General features: G+C 66.3%; 13 protein-coding genes, 2 tRNA genes, 1 other RNA gene and 2 pseudogenes. 9 read left to right on the plus strand and 9 right to left on the minus strand.

All coding sequences use genetic code 11. The features are described 5' to 3' along the window. Positions 1 to 234 precede the first annotated feature (234 nt). Both EL340_RS02990 and EL340_RS02995 read right to left on the minus strand, forming a co-directional pair. Positions 235 to 1,624 (minus strand): annotated as a pseudogene (locus EL340_RS02990) (IS1380 family transposase). A gap of 752 nt (positions 1,625 to 2,376) precedes the next feature. After that, positions 2,377 to 3,120 (minus strand): hypothetical protein, encoded by a 744-nt coding sequence (locus EL340_RS02995; protein ID WP_126413351.1) that lies wholly within the window; start codon positions 3,118 to 3,120, stop codon positions 2,377 to 2,379. Positions 3,121 to 3,285: 165 nt separating this feature from the next. Here EL340_RS02995 and EL340_RS03000 point away from each other — a divergent pair, with 165 nt between their 5' ends. Continuing rightward, positions 3,286 to 3,576: a hypothetical protein gene (locus EL340_RS03000; RefSeq protein ID WP_126413352.1), complete on the plus strand. Its 291-nt coding sequence runs from the start codon at positions 3,286 to 3,288 to the stop codon at positions 3,574 to 3,576. A gap of 84 nt (positions 3,577 to 3,660) precedes the next feature. Here the strand turns inward: EL340_RS03000 and EL340_RS03005 are convergent, their stop codons facing one another. After that, positions 3,661 to 4,653: an ISAs1 family transposase gene (locus EL340_RS03005; protein WP_232023198.1), complete on the minus strand. Its 993-nt coding sequence runs from the start codon at positions 4,651 to 4,653 to the stop codon at positions 3,661 to 3,663. Between the two features lie 287 nt (positions 4,654 to 4,940). Between EL340_RS03005 and EL340_RS03010 the strand changes: the two genes are divergently transcribed. Further along, positions 4,941 to 6,122, plus strand: a complete 1,182-nt coding sequence (locus tag EL340_RS03010; protein WP_232023199.1) for a recombinase zinc beta ribbon domain-containing protein — start codon at positions 4,941 to 4,943, stop codon at positions 6,120 to 6,122. Here EL340_RS03010 and EL340_RS03015 read toward each other — a convergent pair. Beyond that, positions 6,085 to 6,169, minus strand: a tRNA-Leu gene (locus EL340_RS03015). The genes EL340_RS03010 and EL340_RS03015 overlap by 38 nt on opposite strands. A gap of 31 nt (positions 6,170 to 6,200) precedes the next feature. Continuing rightward, positions 6,201 to 6,295: transfer RNA gene (locus EL340_RS03020), tRNA-Ile, on the minus strand. Between the two features lie 220 nt (positions 6,296 to 6,515). Between EL340_RS03020 and EL340_RS03025 the strand changes: the two genes are divergently transcribed. Both EL340_RS03025 and EL340_RS03030 read left to right on the plus strand, forming a co-directional pair. After that, positions 6,516 to 7,418, plus strand: a complete 903-nt coding sequence (locus EL340_RS03025) for a Nif3-like dinuclear metal center hexameric protein (protein ID WP_126413353.1) — start codon at positions 6,516 to 6,518, stop codon at positions 7,416 to 7,418. Between the two features lie 57 nt (positions 7,419 to 7,475). Beyond that, on the plus strand, positions 7,476 to 8,210 hold the full coding sequence (locus EL340_RS03030; RefSeq protein ID WP_126413354.1) for a zinc ribbon domain-containing protein: 735 nt from the start codon (positions 7,476 to 7,478) through the stop codon (positions 8,208 to 8,210). Positions 8,211 to 8,272: 62 nt separating this feature from the next. Here EL340_RS03030 and EL340_RS03035 read toward each other — a convergent pair whose 3' ends face one another. Then, the gene (locus tag EL340_RS03035; RefSeq protein WP_126413355.1) at positions 8,273 to 9,082 is read right to left on the minus strand and encodes a YaaA family protein; all 810 of its coding nucleotides are present in this window, start codon (positions 9,080 to 9,082) and stop codon (positions 8,273 to 8,275) included. A 92-nt stretch (positions 9,083 to 9,174) separates the two neighbouring features. Here EL340_RS03035 and rnpB point away from each other — a divergent pair. Continuing rightward, an RNA gene (rnpB, locus tag EL340_RS03040) (RNase P RNA component class A) lies at positions 9,175 to 9,565 on the plus strand. 79 nt (positions 9,566 to 9,644) lie between these two features. Here the strand turns inward: rnpB and EL340_RS03045 are convergent. Then, a complete protein-coding gene (locus EL340_RS03045; RefSeq protein ID WP_164719332.1) occupies positions 9,645 to 10,580 on the minus strand; it encodes a hypothetical protein in 936 nt (311 codons plus the stop codon). A gap of 399 nt (positions 10,581 to 10,979) precedes the next feature. After that, the gene (gene map, locus EL340_RS03050) at positions 10,980 to 11,885 is read right to left on the minus strand and encodes a type I methionyl aminopeptidase (RefSeq protein ID WP_126413357.1); all 906 of its coding nucleotides are present in this window, start codon (positions 11,883 to 11,885) and stop codon (positions 10,980 to 10,982) included. Between the two features lie 145 nt (positions 11,886 to 12,030). Between map and EL340_RS03055 the strand changes: the two genes are divergently transcribed. The 3 genes and pseudogenes from EL340_RS03055 to EL340_RS15710 all read left to right on the plus strand — a co-directional run bounded on the left by EL340_RS03055 (position 12,031) and on the right by EL340_RS15710 (position 14,677). Beyond that, positions 12,031 to 12,699: a LysE family translocator gene (locus EL340_RS03055; protein ID WP_126413358.1), complete on the plus strand. Its 669-nt coding sequence runs from the start codon at positions 12,031 to 12,033 to the stop codon at positions 12,697 to 12,699. A 99-nt stretch (positions 12,700 to 12,798) separates the two neighbouring features. Beyond that, positions 12,799 to 13,407 (plus strand): annotated as a pseudogene (locus tag EL340_RS15705) (Na+/H+ antiporter NhaA); the annotation flags it as partial. A 118-nt stretch (positions 13,408 to 13,525) separates the two neighbouring features. Continuing rightward, complete coding sequence (locus EL340_RS15710; RefSeq protein ID WP_269471644.1) at positions 13,526 to 14,677, plus strand: Na+/H+ antiporter NhaA; 1,152 nt, start codon at positions 13,526 to 13,528, stop codon at positions 14,675 to 14,677. A 60-nt stretch (positions 14,678 to 14,737) separates the two neighbouring features. Here the strand turns inward: EL340_RS15710 and panB are convergent, their stop codons facing one another. After that, positions 14,738 to 15,586: a 3-methyl-2-oxobutanoate hydroxymethyltransferase gene (panB, locus tag EL340_RS03065; RefSeq protein ID WP_126413359.1), complete on the minus strand. Its 849-nt coding sequence runs from the start codon at positions 15,584 to 15,586 to the stop codon at positions 14,738 to 14,740. Positions 15,587 to 15,789: 203 nt separating this feature from the next. On the opposite strand from panB, the gene EL340_RS03070 reads away from it, so the two are divergent. Further along, positions 15,790 to 17,121, plus strand: a complete 1,332-nt coding sequence (locus tag EL340_RS03070) for a glutamine synthetase family protein (protein ID WP_126413360.1) — start codon at positions 15,790 to 15,792, stop codon at positions 17,119 to 17,121. Positions 17,122 to 17,124: the final 3 nt, after the last annotated feature.

The following is a 17,124-nucleotide window of genomic DNA, read 5'->3' on the forward strand; positions in this document are numbered from 1 at the left end:
GGCGGGTTTTCCGTTGGTATCGCGTGGTGGTTGGGGGTGTGCTGGCACACTAGCCTCGATCTTTCATTGGTTGGTTGAGTGGGGTGTGGGTGGCGTCGTTGCCGGTGTCGTGGGGGCGATTATGCCGGTTGGGTGTGACGGTCTGCCGCGTGTCGTCTCGCGGTGGTCGGGCCTTTCCAGGGGCCAGGGTTGTTCCTTCAGGGTCGTGGTGGGCAGGAGGCGGCGGTCGGGTGCCTATGGTGCGGGTAGGGCCTGAAAGCTGCTCAGTGCGGTCAGCAGGAGGCTGGTGAAGGGGTGGTCGGCCTTGTAGCGCAGGACGGTGCGGCGGGCACGGTGGGTGATGACGGCGGGGATGCTCATCAGGCGCAGGCGGATCGTCCTGGGCTCCCAGGTGCGGGCGGGGGTGGAGGCCAGGGCGAGCGGCTGGGAGAAGGCCAGCAGGTCACAGGCCAGGGCCACGATCAGGCACCAGATACGGTTCTGGGCGAACCCCTGCAAGGGAAAGCGGTCAAGCCCGGTGTCCTTGGCACAGCGGATACGGTCCCCTGGCAGCGGGCCCGTAGCCGGTGGCGGACCTCGAGATCGGCGAGCTGACCTACTTTTGTGTTGGTGGCGAAGGCGGTCAGCCGGTAGCCCCCGACGTCCTCGAAGCGCAGCTGGGCTCCCTGGTGGGGCCGCTCTCGGCGCACGGTTGACCCGCGTCCCCTTGGGCCAGGCGGTCAGGTCCAGCAGGTCAGTGATCTCAGCGACGTCCGCACCCTGCCTGGGCTGTCCGTCAGCGTTGTAGGCCGGGTCCCAGGCGGCCTCGGGGATGGTGCCCGTGGATCTGCGGCGTGTGGTCCGGCAGCGTGAACCCCACGCTGTAGGACACCCGCCGACGGGCCAGGAGCTCAATGGTCTCCTTCGTGCCTCCGGCCCCGTCGATGCGCACCAGCACCTTTCTACCGGGTCTGGGGCCGAGCCCGGCCTGGTCCAGTGCCCGGCGGATGATCTCGACGTGGTCGGCGGCAGTGTTCGATCCCGCGTTACCGGGACGCAGCACGAGCGCCGCGCACTCACCCCCACCGTCGGGGCCGTGGTCGAACCACGCGGTCAGCGGGTGGTAGCCGAACCCCTTCTTGAAGGTCGGGGCCGCACCCTCTTTGTCTGAGTGCACATTAACCAAGGTGGCGTCGACGTCGATCACCAACGGCCGGTTCGCCGAGACGCCGGCGGTCGGTGAGTGCTCGCCGGCCAGGGCCCACACCCGATGCCGCGCTGTCCTGCGGGCCCGGTTGACGGCGGCCTCGACAGCCTCGACGTGGTCGGCCAGGGCCCCTGCAAGTCGCGAGACCGTCGGGTCGGAGGCAACAAGCCCGAAGACCTCCTTGTCGCACCGCAGCAGCGAAAGGTCCGACAGGCACCGGCCTCCCAGGGCCACGCACACCGCCAGATCCAAGATGATCTTGCCCGGGTCGTGCACCGACCCCGGCCGCCGCCACGTAGACAGGGCCTGCGAGAGCTCGTTGCCCAGGCCCGTGACCCCGCTCGTCTCGGTCAGCAGCCTCGCCCCGGCCAGACCCACCGCCGGCACCTGACCGGACTCCACACCCACAACCGGGTACAACCCGCTATTCTTCACCACGAAGGTGTCCTCCCCCTGGAGTTCTCGGATTTCAGCAACCCGCATTATTCCAGGCGAAGCGACACCTTCACCCCACTTTCACCACCTCAACGATGAAATCTCGAGGCTAGTGCCGCGGCCCCAAGCGGCGAACTGCTTGGGTTAGGCCATGTTCCATGGGCAGGGATCAGCCCTGGGTAGACCATCTCGACATGCCTCCTTCCTTTGGCGGTGCGGGTATGCCGAACCTGGACCAACTTGGGCGGCTACTGGGAAATCTATCCAGACGAGAGCATCGAGGACCTTGACAGTGCGCGGCACCTTGCGTCGGTGGGATCGCTCGGCCCAGGAGACGGCTGGGACGTCCTTCTGCGGCAACTCCTTCGGGGTTGCGGTGCAGGGTCTTCTGGTTCCCCTTGCCGTCCGAAGGTAGTGACCGCGTCGAGCGATGATCCACTGGACAGTCTGAACCTGGGTGTGCATCGCGTCGGCGGTGGCCACTGCTTCGTCCAGGCTCAAGGGGCCGAGCAGGCCCGGCCGAGTGGGGCCTCGTTGGACTTGTCGGTCACTCTGAGCTCTGATGAGGGGGCGATGATTTCCTAGTTCTACTTCGATAGGTTCGAGAAACCTCTAACAAGCCCCCTGGAGGTAGTGGGCAGATGCCTGGAGTATCAGCACGTATCGCCCCGGATTCAAAAACTTTACCCGATATCCACTGTTCGTGACCTCATTCACGTAGAACACATCAAAAGCTACGGACCGAATGGCTGTTTCTATGACAAAAACTGCGCAGTGTTTGCGAAGACCGTAGTTAGATTGGCTGCGAACTCTAGTGCTTTCTTGGCTGTTTGCTGCGCTTGCTTCCATCGGCCGGCATTTGCGTCCGACTCCAGATGGTCTGCTAGAGACTGCGCTTCCTCCACTTCCTTGCTCCACCGGGGGTCTGATTCCAATGATTGACTGTCCAGACGAAGAGCATCGATGAGTTTAAAGATGTCTTGACTATTCATTCCTGTATTCATCTGTGTTTGCGTGGCACCACGTCCGGCTATCTGCATATTTCCAGTTGGGTTATTGACTATCTGTACATCTCCATTGATGATGCTGGCGCCAGAAGACAATTTCTGCCACTGCTGCTCGCTAAGATAAACCCATGTCGGTGGATATTTGAACACATCCCAGGCTAAGAACTGGGGAAACCGACTTATTCTATCCAGATCGTAAGCTTTAAAGAACAATTGCCTGTCAAGTAAGTCCTTGAGGATAACGTATCTTTGCGAAGTTGTGTAGTCTTTAGACTTCCAGAATGCGGATAGTTTGACTCTGGTGTTTTTTTGCTGCGATGCGTCGTAAACAGCTTCGATCAGCTCGCTCTGAACGCTGTGCTTCAGATCTTCTGGCAACCTGCCTAGATTTTCCCGTCGTTTCCCCTGTAGATAAGAGAGTGTTGTGAGTAACAGAAAAAGGATGAGGATGCAAATGATTCCAATTATAGCGCTCCAGGCGAGCTTGTTCATCACAGGAATCGGAGAAATTTCGGGGAGGTTGATATTCGTGATCAGCTCCTCTGGTGTTAAGATTATAATGAATCTGTTGAGTGTTTTTGTTGGACTAAGATTTATTTAAATTGAATTGCGTAAGGAATCGTGAATCGCGCTCATGGGTGCGGGTAAAACATCATCTTGCAGCGTCGCGAAGTGGCGTATATGTTGTTTTGTCAAGTCATTCCAGAATCGATGTTGTTGAATGGTGGTCGACATCTCGTGACGCAGGATGACGTGGCTGTAGTGGGCGTTGTGACTATTCGGCTATGGCTGATTGTTGTAGGCAAGAACTCCCAACAGGTAAACAGTGTGCCCGCCTGGGGTGTGGTGACGTTGTTGCTCATGCCCTTCCACCTTCGCGTCACTGCTCATGGACAGCGCCCCAGTGAAGCGCAACGCGCATCGCCGTTCCGCCACAGTTATGTGTGAAGTCTGGGGCCGATGCAGCCAATATACCGCTGTAGGTCGGTAGAAACAGTAGGTCGCGCAGGCAGGGGGTCGGCAAAGTCGGTTTTAGGGGGTTGGTTGGGTCTGTAGGCTGATGGCTCGTTTGGGGCGTCTGGACAGGGATCTGGTGGTTGAGGCGATGGAGACGCCGGGCCCGAGGAAGAGGCGGATGAGGCTGATGGCCAGGTTCCTTAGGGCGGCCATGATCTCGGGGCCGTTGCGGGTGCTCAGCTGGTGACGGTCCTCGTCGAAGACCACGTCCCGGATCCAGTGGAGACGGTTCTCTATCCCCCAGTGCCCGCGGACCCAGGCCGCGACGGCCTCGGGCTGGGCGTCGGTCATGGGCAGGGAGCAGATCAGGTAGACCACCTCGACACGCTTGCGGCCTTTGACGGTTCGGGTGCGTCGGATCTGGACCACCTGGGCGGCGGCGGGGAAGTCCACCCACTTAGGGGCCTCGAGGGCCTTGACGGTGCGCCGCACCCACCGACCGTGGCAGCGCTCGACCGAGGAGATGGACGGGACGTCCTTCCACGGCAGGGCCTTGAGCGTCCTGCGCAGGGTCTTCTGATTGCCCTTGACGGTGAACACGTAGTGACCACCACGCCGGGTGATCCACCGGGCGGTGTCCACCTGGGTGTGCATGGCGTCAGCGGTCACCACGACCCCGTCCAGGTCGAGGGGCTCAAGCAGAACCCTGAGTGCGGGGATCTCGTTGGACTTGCCGGCCACCCGCTCCTGGGTAAGCACGGCGCCCGTGGCGTGGTCCAAGGCGGCCAGGAGGTGCGGCGCCGGATCCTCGCCCCTGCGCGCTGCACGCATGGTCTTGCCGTCCACGGCGATCACTGTGCGGCCGTTGATGGTGCCGGTACGCGTGTAGAACCAGGTCATCAGATGGGCGTCGAGGTCTGCGGGGTCCAGGTCCTGGAGCACCCGTCGGATGGTGGACTCCGATGGAAGGGCCTGCCCCTCCTCCAGCCCCAGAGAGCGCAGGTCGGCGCCGGTCAGGTCGGTGGTGTGCTCCCATATCGCCGTCAGGCTCCGGCAGCCGGCCAGCACCCCGGTGACGGCCAGGGACAGGACCGTGGGCAGGCCTCAAGCGCACACCCCGCCGATCGCGGGGGTCGGTCACGTTCCTGAGAACCTGGACCAGGGGCTGGCGCGACAAGGCGGTCGTGGTGGAGGATGGCATCAGCGCGGGCTCCCAGGACGAGGGGATGACTAGACACCACTCATCGTCCCCACGGGGCCCGCGCCCCCGTCTCAACGACACACCAAACCCCGTCAAAGCCCCCGTCAGACCGGCTCATCCCTCATCACCCACCGACTTTGCCGACCCCCTGGGTGTGGTGCAGTTCCAGGGCGTGGAGTATCCGGGCAAGCACGAACCGCTGGTGGATGAGGAGACCTGGCAGGCGGTGCAGGCTGTGCTGGGCTCCCATCGCAGTGGCGAGCGGGAGCGGATGCACAACCACTTCCTGAAGAGCACGGTGGTGTGTGGGCAGTGTGGTAGCCGGCTGCTGGTGCAGAACACGAAGAATGGCAAGGGGGTGCTCTACCCCTACTTCATTTGCGCCAGGCGGCAGCGGCTGCATGACTGCTCCTTCAAGGCGGTGCTCATTGAAGTGGTGGAGGCACAGATGCAGGAGGTGTATCGGCGGCTGCACGTGAGCGAGGCAGATCGGCAGGAGATTGAGCGGTATCTGCTGGCGGAGCTGGCGCGGATTGAGGGGGAGAAGGATCGGAACGTCCGGTCGCTGACGGTGCGACGGACGAACCTGGAGGATGAGCGGCGCAGGCTGCTACAGGCGCACTACGGTGGAGCGGTGCCGCTGGAGCTGCTCAAGGAGGAGCAGGAGCGGTTGAGGCGAGAGCTGGCGGGGATTCAGCGTCAGCTCGATGCCTACCAGGCGGATGCCAAGCTGGTGCGGGCGCATGTGGAGCAGGCGCTGGATCTGCTGGAGGACTGCTACCGGCTGTATATGGCGGCACCGGATCACTTGCGGAAGCAGCTCAACCAGGTGTTCTTTGAGCGGGTGCTGGTCAATCCGGTGGTGGATGAGGACGGGCGGGTCATCCTGCCTGGCGACGGTGGTGATGGACATGGGGGCCTGCAGGATGAGGACGACGATGGTGTGAAGGGCGCTGGTGATGAACCTGATGGACAGCGTGGCTGTGATGAGCAGGAGATTGCCGTAGGGCGACGGCAGCTGAGTGGTGGGAGTCAGGCGGACGATGCTGGAGACGAGCCAACGCGTCGAGCCGATGAGGCGCCCTGCTCTGTCCGCGTGGCGGACACCAGCAGCGATGTCTGGCTGGAAGCACGGCTCAACCGGCCGTTCGACCAGCTGGCCAGTGCACGACTGCGGGCTGTGGCACGGATTGCTGCCCTACGAAAAACGCCCACCTCGACAGGAGGTGGGCGACGGTCCTCGGCTGAGACAGCCACAGAGGCTGTTTCTCAGGGTGAGGGTTTGTATAGCGATGCTGTGGTGCCCCCGGCGGGACTCGAACCCGCACGCCCGTAGGCAGCGACTTTTAAGGTCGCGGTGTCTACCGATTCCACCACGGAGGCGATGTGCCCCGATGTTCGAGTATCGGGCACGTGGTACCCCCACTGGGATTCGAACCCAGGACCTTGTGCTTATCAGGCACGACACGAGGTATAAGCTCGCTGCTCTAACCGCTGAGCTATGGGGGCGCGGCCGTGACGCCGTCGGCGCCGGGGAGGCCGACGCTGCCAGCGCCGGAGGGCCCCGGCAGCGCGGAAGTAGGCTACCCCAGATGAGGGCCACGTCGGTCGTTTTCTCGACTGCGTTCCGTCAGTGGAGTCCTCAGCGCCTCATCAAGGCGGCAGCTCCAGGCTGTATCAATGTCGGTAAGTCGCAGGCCATCCCAGGCCAGACCGCTAGCCTGGTTGCATGAGCCACACCTCTGCACCCGTATCCTCCACCGCCGGACGCCAGTCCTCGCGAAGCGACTCGGACGGGCCCCTGAGCGTCGGCGACGTCGTCGCTCTCGTGGAATCCGCCGCACCTCCCGGCCTGGCCGCCTCGTGGGACTCCAACGGGCTCATCTGCGGAGACCCCGCCGACCCGGCACGCAGCATCCTGCTGGCCGTTGACCCCGTGGCGGCCGTCGTCGACGAGGCCATCGACTCCGGCGTCGACATGATCATCACCCACCACCCGCTCTACCTGCGCGGAACCGACCACGTCGCGGCCACCGATCCCAAAGGGCGCACCATCCATCGGCTCATTCGCGCCGGCATCGCGCTGCTCAACGCCCACACCAGCCTCGACGCCGCCCACGGGGGAGTGGCCGACGCCCTCGCCGCTCGCGTGGGTCTGACCTCCACCGTCCCCCTCGAACCGGACCCCGCTGCCCCGGACCAGGGCATCGGTCGTATTGGCGTGCTCCCGCAGCCCGTCACCCTGCGTCAGCTCGCCGCCGACGTCGCGGCCGCCCTTCCCGATTCGGCCCCCGGCCTCCTCGTGGGCGGTGACCCCGACGCCGTCGTCGAACGCGTCGCCGTCTCGGGAGGGGCCGGAGACTCTCTCCTGGGACGGGCGCGCGAGGCTGGAGCCGATGTCTTCCTCACCGCCGATCTGCGCCACCACCCAGCCTCCGAACACCTTGAGGCCGGCCGTCCCTACCTGTTGTGCGGGACGCACTGGGCCACCGAGTGGGTCGGCCTGGAGCCCCTGGCCCAACGGCTTCAGGAGGGCGCCCGGTCCCAGGGAGCCTCCCTGAGCGTCCAGGTCTCCCGTATTGTCACGGACCCCTGGGTGCTGCGCCTGTCCACCGGATCAGGCCAGGCGTGAGAGGATCATGGGAGGAATCACAACACCGACCCATACCTACCTGAAGGAGCACACGCCGTGACAAGCGCCCCCATCGCCCAGCAGCGCCTTCTCATCGACCTGCAGGACCTCGACTCCCGCCTGGCACGGCTGCGTCACGAGCGCAAGCACCTTCCGGTTCTCAGCCGCATCGAATCGGTCATCGAGCGCCTCAAGGCGAACAAGCGAGCCGCCATTCAGGCCGACGCCGCCCTCAGTGACGCCAAGGCCAAGGCGACCCGAAGCGAGGACGAAGTCGGTCAGGTGGTGCGTCGCGCCGAGGTGCTGCGCGAGCGCCTCCACTCCGGCAACAGCGCAGCCCGTGACCTCTCCGCCATCCAGGGGGAGATCGATCAGCTCGGTCAGCGCCAGTCGGCCCTGGAGGAGGCGCAGATCGTGGCCATGGAGGCGCTCGACTCGGCCCGTGAGGAGACGGAGCGCCTCAGCCGGGAGGAGTCCGAGATCCGCGCAGCCGGGCGCGAGCTCACCGCCAAGCGGGACGCCGAGTTCACCCGGCTCGATACGGAGATCGAGTCTCTGGAGAACCAGCGGGCGGATCTGGCCGGAACCATTGAGGCGACCCTCCTTGCCGACTACGAGGCGGTTCGCGTCTCCACCGGGGGTCTTGGCGCGGTCGCCCTCAGGGGGCGGACCATCGAGGGCGGCGCCGTCGAGATCAGTCCTCAGGAGCTGGCGCGCATCATGGCCGCTCCCGAGGAGACGGTCATCCACGCCGAGGAGAACGACGTCATCGTCGTACGGATGGACATCTGAAGGCGACTGCCTCTCGGGCAGGGGAGGCAGTCACTGACCAGGCATGGATGGCGCGGCCGGCCTCAGCGAGTCACCAGGGTGAGGACCCGCTGCCCCTGCCGGTCCGGCTCGGACAGCTCGACGGCGTCGACGCTGTCCAGCCGCTCGGCAACCTCGACGACGTCGTCCGCCTGCGCCTGTGCGCACAGGGACCGCTCGGCGACCGCCCTGAGGAGCGCGCCGGTCAGCAGCCCTCGAGCCCGCTTCGCCATGTGGGAGACGACCTTGCGGGAGCCGTCATCGAGCACGCGTACCACGCGCACCGTCATGACCTCGATGCCGTCACGAGCCGACGGCTTCCACGCGGCCACATAGTCGGCCGAGCGGCAGTCGACCACAAGACCCGACGCCGCCATGTCCTCGAGCACCGGAGCAAGGTGCGGCCTCCAGAAGGACGAGAGGCGCCCCGGCCCGGATATCGACGTTCCCATGGACAGGCGGTGGTCGGGCACCAGGTCGGTGGGGGAGAGCGCTCCCCACAGCCCCGAGAGGATGACGCAGTGGCCTTCCAGGGCCTCGCGCCCGGCCGTGCTCCTGGTGGCCGAGTCGAGTTCCGCCGCCTCGTACAGGACCCCGGTGAACAGCTGGTAGGCCGGAGCGCAGGGTGCTGTCTCCAGCGACAGGTTCGCCCTGGCCAGCTCCGCACTGCGTGGTCCCAGTCCCAGGACGGATGCCGCGTCAGGGCGCCGGCTCACCTCGGCCAGCGCCGACATCACCTCGTGGCGCGCTGTGGTGAGTCGCCCGGCGTCCAGCAGCGAATCAAGGGCCAGCGGCGGTCCACTGTCAGGAGCAGTCTTACCCTCGGACGGAGGCAGCAGGATCAGCACCCGCACATGATAGGTCGAAACCCGCACTGCAGAGGCCACGGCCTCACGGCGGGCACGATCCTCGACGACGCCCGTAGCGCTATGCTGGTCGCTGCGGACGAGCCGACCGGGCGGCCGCGGTACCTTGCAGCCGCCTCGCGGCGGCCAAGGGCTGAGGAACGTCCGGGCTCCACAGAGCAGGGCGGTGGCTAACGGCCACCCGGGGTGACCCGCGGGACAGTGCCACAGAGAGCAGACCGCCCACCGGATGACGGTGGGTAAGGGTGAAAGGGTGGGGTAAGAGCCCACCAGCGCGACGGGCGACCGCCGCGGCTCGGTAAACCCCGCCCGGAGCAAGACCGCACAGCTGGCGCCTGAAGGCTGCTCGCCCGAGCCAGCGGGTAGGTCGCATGAGGTCATTGGCAACAATGGTCCAAGATGAATGGTCGCCACCGCCAAGCCGGTAACGGCGGGCGGCAACAGAACCCGGCGTACAGGTCGGCTCGTCCGCGCCATCTTCGACCAGCATGAGGGTGGGGCCAACCAGACGTGTCTGGTTGGCCCCACCCTCATGTGTCAAGCGAGCGGCTCACTTCGCTGCCACGTACACTTCCTCGTTGCCGGAGAAGCCCGTGACGGCGAATACGCCCTTGCCGTCATTAGCAGTGGCCTCATCCACCAGGAAGACGAAGTAACCCTTGGCCGAGCCTCCGTCTCGAGGCATGTCCTGCTGGTTGAACATGGATTCGTCGACGAACGTCTCACTGCCCGAGGTGTTCCCGTCGTGCGAGTAGTCGATCTGCAGGCCGTACTTCTCGTACTGCCCCTTGCCCTTGTAGGTGACCTCCACCGGTACGCGGATGTAGACCTTGCCGGCAGGCGGGTCCTGGTAGAGGTACTTGTTGGCGGCCTTGATGTCCTCGTTCGCGTTCCACTCAACCGTTCCGATGTTGATGGTCACGGAGGCGTCCGGGTCGTCGTTGTACTTGCCGGCCTTGAACTCAATAGAGGTCGTGGTGGGGTCGATGGGGTTCTTCGGGTCGGACCCGGGCGCGTCGTTTCCCTTTGACGACTTCGAGGATGCCCCGGCAGATGCGCCACTACTGGAGGAGTCATCGGACTTCTCCTTCGTGGACCCACCCTTGCTGCTCTGCGAGGAGCTCTGATCGGCCTTGCTGGAACCGCCGCCGTTGTCATCACTGGAGCCGCTCATGGCCCACACGACGGCGCTGATGACCAGGATGACCACCAGCACCGCGGCGCCGGTCCAGAACCACCACTGCTGGGTGATCGACTTGGAACCACCGCCGGGAGCACCCGGCCCACCGACGCCACCGGGCTGCCAGCCACCGGCCGGAGGCTGCGGGCCCCCAGGAGCCCCCTGCCCCTGGAACGGCGTGGGGGACTGGGCGTAGTCCATGTTGGCCGCGTACGGGCTGGTGCCGGTCGCCTGGCCGGCGTAGTCACCCGAAGGAGCCGAGGCGGACATACCGGTCGGGTCGGCGACCGGAGCGTTGGTGCCCATCTGAGCCGTCGGAGCGGTCGACACCGCCTGGGTCGGCGCCCAAGCCGGGTCGGACCCTGCGGCCGCGCCTGCGGCCGAGGAGGCTGAACCGCTGGAAGGAGCGGAGTCGTCAACCCAGATCTGCCAACCTTCGGGAGCCGGCCCCCAGGCAGGATCAGGCTGCCAACCCGCAGGCGGCTCAAAACCCTCTGGCGGTGCGGGCCAGTTCGGTGGTGGATTGAAACGCAAAGCCATGTAAACCTCCGGAAGGGATAACGGGCGGGACTCGGTAAGCGGTCCCCGGTAACGGGACCGATACGTCCACTGCCCAGGACCATACGTCGTCGACTCGCTGTCAGGCAACGTGAATGGGGACGGATGAGCGCGAATGGGGAGTCCTCCCCGGAGCCTCGCGCAGTCTCAGGGCAGGGTGAGGACCTCGGCGCCGTCCTCGGTCACCACCAGCGTGTGCTCGAACTGAGCGGTCCGGGAGCGGTCCTTGGTGACCACCGTCCAGCCGTCGTCCCACTGCTCCCACTCGATGCCGCCGAGCGTGAGCATCGGCTCGATGGTGAACACCATGCCCGTCTCGATGACGTCGTCGTGCAGGGGGGCGGCGTCGTAGTGGGGGATGATGAGACCGGAGTGGAAGGCCTCACCGACGCCGTGCCCGGTGTAGTCACGCACCACCCCGTAGCTGAAGCGCTTGGCATAGGCCTCGATGACCCTGCCGATGACGTTGACCTCGCGGCCGGGCTTGACGGCCTTGATACCCCGTTCCATCGCGGTTCGGGTGCGTTCGATGAGCAGCTCCGTCTCGGGGTCGACCTCGCCGACGGCGTAGGTGGCGTTCGTGTCGCCGTGGACACCGCCGATGTAGGCCGTGACATCAAGGTTGATGAGATCGCCCTCGCTCAATCGGGTCGAGTCCGGGATGCCGTGGCAGATGACCTCGTTGACAGAGGTGCAGATCGACTTGGGGAAGCCCATGTAGCCCAGGCAGGAGGGGTAGGCGCCGTGGTCGCACAGGTACTCGTGCGCGATCCGGTCGAGCTCGTCGGTGGTCACACCAGGGGCGATCGCCTCGGCCGCCTCTGCCAGGGCGCGAGCGGCCAACCGGCTCGCCACCCGGATGCGCTCGATCGTCTCGGCATCCTTGACCTCTGAGGCCGTGACGCGCTCAGGGCCGTCATGGAACATGTACTCGGGTCGCTCGATGGATGCTGGTACGTGCCTGTCAGGGCTGAGCGTCCCGGGGGAGAGCGTGCCGCGCGGCGCGCGGTCAGCCAACGAGGTTGAGGACGCAGAGGGAGCCGAAGAACTCATGGTGTCAGCATAGGAGTAGGCGTCCGTTTCGTGGGACTCTCCTTCCCGCCCGACCCTGGGGCTTTTACCATCGCGCTATGGGCCTTGTCACTGTCGCTGTTCTCTGCCGTGCTGCTTCCCGTCGTCCTGCTGGGAGCAAGGCGTCATGAGTCTGTCGCAGGCCTTGGCCGGTTTCGCGGTTCTCGCCCTCATGCTGACTCTCGTTCCCGGGCTGGACACCGCCGTCGTGCTGCGAGGGGCGCTGACCCGTTCGCGCTCCTACGCCTTCGCGGTCATCGTCGGTATCGTGACCGGCCTGGTCCTGTGGGGCGCCGCGGCCGGGGCCGGGGCGACGGCGATTCTCGCCGCGTCACGTACCGCCTACCGGGCTCTGTCTCTAGCCGGGGCCGTCTACCTGGCCTGGATGGGGCTGCGAATGATCGTCCGCTCCCGCCGGGGTGAGGACCTGTCGGCCTCCACACGCTCTACACGGCCCGTACCAGCGCTCGACGACGACTCAGTGCCCACGGGAGGCCTGTGGCACGGATGGTCCATCGGCCTGCTGACGAACCTGCTCAACCCCAAGGCCGGCGTCTTCTACCTGGCCACCATCCCGCAGTTCATGGCCGACGGCGTCCCACCCCTGGTCATGGGAATCCTTCTGTCCTTCATCCATGCGGCCTGCACTGCGGTCTGGCTCGGTGCCCTGGCACTGGGAGCCGCCTGGGTCGGCCCTCGCGTAGCCGGCGCGCGCCTGACGCGCTGGATCGACCGTGTTACCGGAGGTCTGCTCATCGGGTTCGGTGTCAAGCTTGCATTAGACGCTCGGCACTGAGCGCGGCACAATGCGGCGGGACACGATCCCCGCTCGATCACTCGATCGAGGGGGATGAGGGGACGAGGGGGAAACACGTTGAGCAGCCCAAACACTGCGATGCAGTACGTCGACCCATGGCTGCGCCGTCGGCGTCGTCTGCGCCGTATCCAGGTCAATGAGACCTATGCCGCGATCGCCCTGGCGGCGGCGACCGCTCTGGCTCTTCTGTGGGCCAACATCGGGCACAGCTACCACGACTTCTGGCACACGCCCGCCTCCCTGGCCATCGGCCCGTTCAGCGTGGAGCTCACACTTCACGAGTGGGTCGATGAGGGGCTGATGACCGCCTTCTTCTTCATGGTGGGCCTTGACATGCGCCGCGACCTCACCCTGGGGGAGCTGAGGCTGCCCGGACGGGCGCTCCTGCCGGCTGCCGCTGCCATCGGTGGTCTGGTGGTTCCGGCGCTGGTCTTCCTCGGCTTCGCCTACGGCACCGACGGGGCCAGCGCCTGGGGAACGGTCATCTCCACGGACACCGCCTTCGCCCTGGGCATGCTCGCCCTCATCGGACCCAAGAGGGCCCCTCGGCTACGGGCCTTCCTCCTGGCCTTCGCCGTCATCGACGACATCGGTGCTCTTCTGGTCATCGCCATCTTCTACTCAGGTTCGCTCAACCTCGTGGCCCTGGGATGCGCCGGCCTGGGCCTGCTCGGCATCTGGGCCCTGGCACGCCGAGGGGTGTGGCGCTCGCTGCCCTACATCCTTCTGGCGGTCATCACCTGGTACGGCCCTGTACCAGTCCGGTGTCCACGCCACCCTGGCCGGTGTTCTCATCGCCCTGCTCATGCCGGTCTACCCGGTGCGCACCACGGCCGTCGACGGCGTGGACGAGGTCGCCAGGCTCTACCGCCAGTCCCCCCACCCCGGTACCGCGGTTATGCTGCACGAGGCACTGACCTACTCCATCCCCATGAACCAGCGGCTGTCCTGGACGCTGCCGCCATACGTCAACTACGTCGTCGTTCCCCTGTTCGCCCTGGCGAACGCCGGCGTGGAGCTCAGCGGCGAGACCATCTCCACGGCCCTGTCGTCGCGCATCATGTGGGCGGTGATCGCCGGCCTCGTGATCGGCAAGCTCGTCGGCGTCGCGATGGGCGCCGGACTGGTTCTGCGCCTGGTGCCGGCATCTCGCCTGCCGGGCCTGGACATGCCCCGCATCCTGGGTCTTGCCGCCCTGTCCGGGATGGGCTTCACGATCTCACTGCTCGTGGCCAACCTCGCCCTGGAGGACGAGACCATGCGGGACCAAGCGCGCCTGGGGGTTCTTCTGGCCTCCCTCGGGGCGCTGGTCCTGGCGACCATCATCTTCCGCGTCGCAGACAGGCTCTCCCCGCTGCCTCCACCTCCTGGCCAGCACCTGAACCGGCCCGTGGACAGGGACAGGGACCTCTTCGTCGGCTCCCCGGATGCGCCGCACATTCTGGTCAACTACGCGGACATGTCCTATGAGGGACGCTGGCGCCTCATGGAGGCGTTCTACGACATCGTCCACCTCAGTGAGTCCGGGCAGCTCGCCTTCGTTCTCAGGCACAAGCTCACCGGCCCCGAGAGCCTTCTGACCGCCCTTGCCCTGGAGGCCGTCTACCGCGAGGACCCGGAGAAGGTATGGAACTTCCACGACGCGCTCGCCAGGCTTCGCGGCCGGGTCACCTCCGACGGCATCACCGCCGCCGCCCGCGAGGTCGGCGTGGACTCGGAGGCCATGTGGAAGCGGATCGACAGCGGCGTGGACGAGCCCAAGGTCATGGCCGACGCGCTGGATGTCGACGGCCTGACCGAGGACGGCAGCGCCGTGGTCTACATCGATGGCCGGCGCTTCGAGGCGCTCCTCAACCGCTGGACCTTCTCCGAGGCGCTCACCGAGGCGGAGCTCGCGGAGGGGATCGACTCCGAGGACCTCGAGGAGGAGAGGTCTGAGGACGGGGCGAGGGCCTGAGCCTCCTCCCGGGCCCGGGAGACCGGGCCCCGCGGTCCAGCCCCGTGGTCTATGAGTGGTCTAGGAGCTGAACCAGTGCTTCTCCGCGGGGAAGGACTCCTCGCGCACCGCGGCCCCGTAGTCGGCGGCGGCCTGGTGCAGCGCCTGGCCGACCTGCCCGAACTGGTGGGAGAAGCGCGGTGACCAGTCGGTCATTCCCGCCATGTCCGTCCACACGAGCACCTGGCCGTCGCAGCGCGCACCCGCACCGATGCCGATCGTGGGGATCGCGAGCGACTCGGTGACACGCGCCGCCAGGGGCTCGGGCACCATCTCCAGGACGAGCGCGACCGCGCCGGCCTCGGCCAGCGCCTGCGCGTCGGCCAGAAGCTCCTCGGCGGCCTCGCCGCGCCCCTGGACCCGGAAGCCCCCGAGCATGTTGACGCTCTGCGGGGTGAATCCCAGGTGGCCCACCACCGGGATACCCGCCTGGGTCAGGGCCCGCACGCTCGCGGCCCGGGGCCTGCCGCCCTCGAGCTTGACGGCGTTGGCCCCCGCCTTCATGAGGCGCACCGCGCTGGCCAGCGCCTGCTCGGGGCCGGCCTCGTAGGTCCCGAAGGGCAGGTCGGCCACCACGAGCGCGCGCTTGGTCGCCCGAGCCACCGAGCGCGTGGCCACGACCATCTCGTCCAGCTCCACCGGCAGCGTGGAGTCGTGCCCGAGCATGACGTTGCCGATCGAGTCACCCACCAGCAGCAGGTCGGTGCCGGCCGCGTCCAGGATCTGGGCGGTCACGGCGTCGTAGGCGGTGAGCATGACGAGCTTGGTGCCGTCGTTCTTGGCGGCGGCGAGGTGATGAACGCGCACGGGCTTCCCGCCTCCGACAACGGCGGAGGAGGAGGGGCCGTAAGGGGACTCGGGTGTAGCCATGGGGCGAGGCTACCCGAGGGCTACCCGAGGTGAAGAGGCGCCTCGACGCGCCGGGCGTCCCCATCCGCCTCCTTCACCGGAGGCGATCCGAAACCTGCCTGACGCACCCGAGCACTAGGCTGGTTCCAGCAAGAACGTCTCAGGCGGATGACGGCCGGCCGCGCCGTCGGCCCGCTGCCGCACCCCCACGCTGAGGAGGCCCCATGGACAAGCAGCAGGAGTACGTGCTCCGAGCCATCGAGGAACGCGACATCAGCTTCATCCGCCTGTGGTTCACCGACGTGTCCGGACAGCTCAAGTCCGTGGCGATCGCCCCGGCCGAGGTTGAGAGCGCCTTCGAGGAGGGCATCGGCTTCGACGGCTCGGCCATCGAGGGCCTGACCCGCGTCTTCGAGTCCGACATGCTGCTCGCACCGGACCCCTCCACCTTCCAGATGCTGCCGTGGCGAGACGGCGCCAACGGCGTGGCCCGCATGTTCTGCGACGTCCTCACGCCCGACGGCGAGCCCGCCCGCACCGACCCGCGCTCCGTCCTCGAGCGTCAGCTCGCCCGGGTGGCCGAGGCCGGTTTCACCTGCTACATCCACCCCGAGATCGAGTTCTACCTGGTCAACCGTGACGCTGACGGGCGCATCCGTCCCACTGACGATGCCGGCTACTTCGACCACGTGCCCGGCGGCACCGCCCACGACTTCCGCCGCCACGCCATCCTCATGCTCGAGCAGATGGGGATCTCGGTGCAGTTCTCCCACCACGAGGGCGGCCCCGGCCAGAACGAGATCGACCTGCGCTTCGCCGACGCCCTGTCCATGGCCGACAACATCATGACCTTCCGCGCCGTCGTCGAGGAGGTCGCCCTGGAGGAGGGCTGCCTGGCCACCTTCATGCCCAAGCCCTTCCCCGACCAGTTCGGCTCGGGCATGCACACGCACTTCTCCCTGTTCGAGGGTGATCGCAACGCCTTCTTCGACGCCTCCGGCCAGTACCAGCTCTCCGCCACCGGTCGCTCCTTCATCGCCGGGCTGCTGCACCACGCCTCGGAGATCACGGCCGTCACCAACCAGCACGTCAACTCCTACAAGCGCCTGTGGGGCGGGGACGAGGCCCCCAGCTACGTGTGCTGGGGCCACAACAACCGCTCCGCACTGGTGCGCGTGCCCATGCACAAGCCCGGCAAGGCCCAGTCGGCCCGCGTGGAGTTCCGCGGCATCGACTCCTCGGCCAACCCCTACCTGGCCTACGCGGTCATCCTGGCCGCAGGGCTCAAGGGCATCGAGGAGGGCAATGAGCTTCCCCCCGAGGCGGAGGACGACGTGTGGGCCCTGTCCGAGATGGAGCGCAAGGCGCTGGGCATCCACGCCCTGCCCACCTCTCTCAAGAGCGCGGTGGCGGCCATGGAGCAGTCCGATCTGGTTGCCGACACCTTTGGTGAGGACACCTTCGAGTTCTTCCTACGCAACAAGCGCCGTGAGTACCGGGCCTATGACGCCCAGGTCACCGACTTCGAGATCAGCCAGTTCTTCCCCCGCGCCTGAGCG

The sequence above is a fragment of the Actinomyces viscosus genome (assembly GCF_900637975.1).
Classification (GTDB): domain Bacteria; phylum Actinomycetota; class Actinomycetes; order Actinomycetales; family Actinomycetaceae; genus Actinomyces; species Actinomyces viscosus.

Bases quoted from the DNA above. Each gene is read 5' to 3' on its own strand.
- EL340_RS02995 (WP_126413351.1), bottom strand. From the start codon at position 3,120: ATGAACAAGCTCGCCTGGAGCGCTATAATTGGAATCATTTGCATCCTC.
- EL340_RS03025 (WP_126413353.1), top strand. From the start codon at position 6,516: ATGAGCCACACCTCTGCACCCGTATCCTCCACCGCCGGACGCCAGTCC.
- EL340_RS03045 (WP_164719332.1), bottom strand. From the start codon at position 10,580: ATGGGCACCAACGCTCCGGTCGCCGACCCGACCGGTATGTCCGCCTCG.
- map (WP_126413357.1), bottom strand. From the start codon at position 11,885: ATGAGTTCTTCGGCTCCCTCTGCGTCCTCAACCTCGTTGGCTGACCGC.
- EL340_RS03055 (WP_126413358.1), top strand. From the start codon at position 12,031: ATGAGTCTGTCGCAGGCCTTGGCCGGTTTCGCGGTTCTCGCCCTCATG.
- EL340_RS15710 (WP_269471644.1), top strand. From the start codon at position 13,526: ATGCCGGTCTACCCGGTGCGCACCACGGCCGTCGACGGCGTGGACGAG.
- panB (WP_126413359.1), bottom strand. From the start codon at position 15,586: ATGGCTACACCCGAGTCCCCTTACGGCCCCTCCTCCTCCGCCGTTGTC.
- EL340_RS03070 (WP_126413360.1), top strand. From the start codon at position 15,790: ATGGACAAGCAGCAGGAGTACGTGCTCCGAGCCATCGAGGAACGCGAC.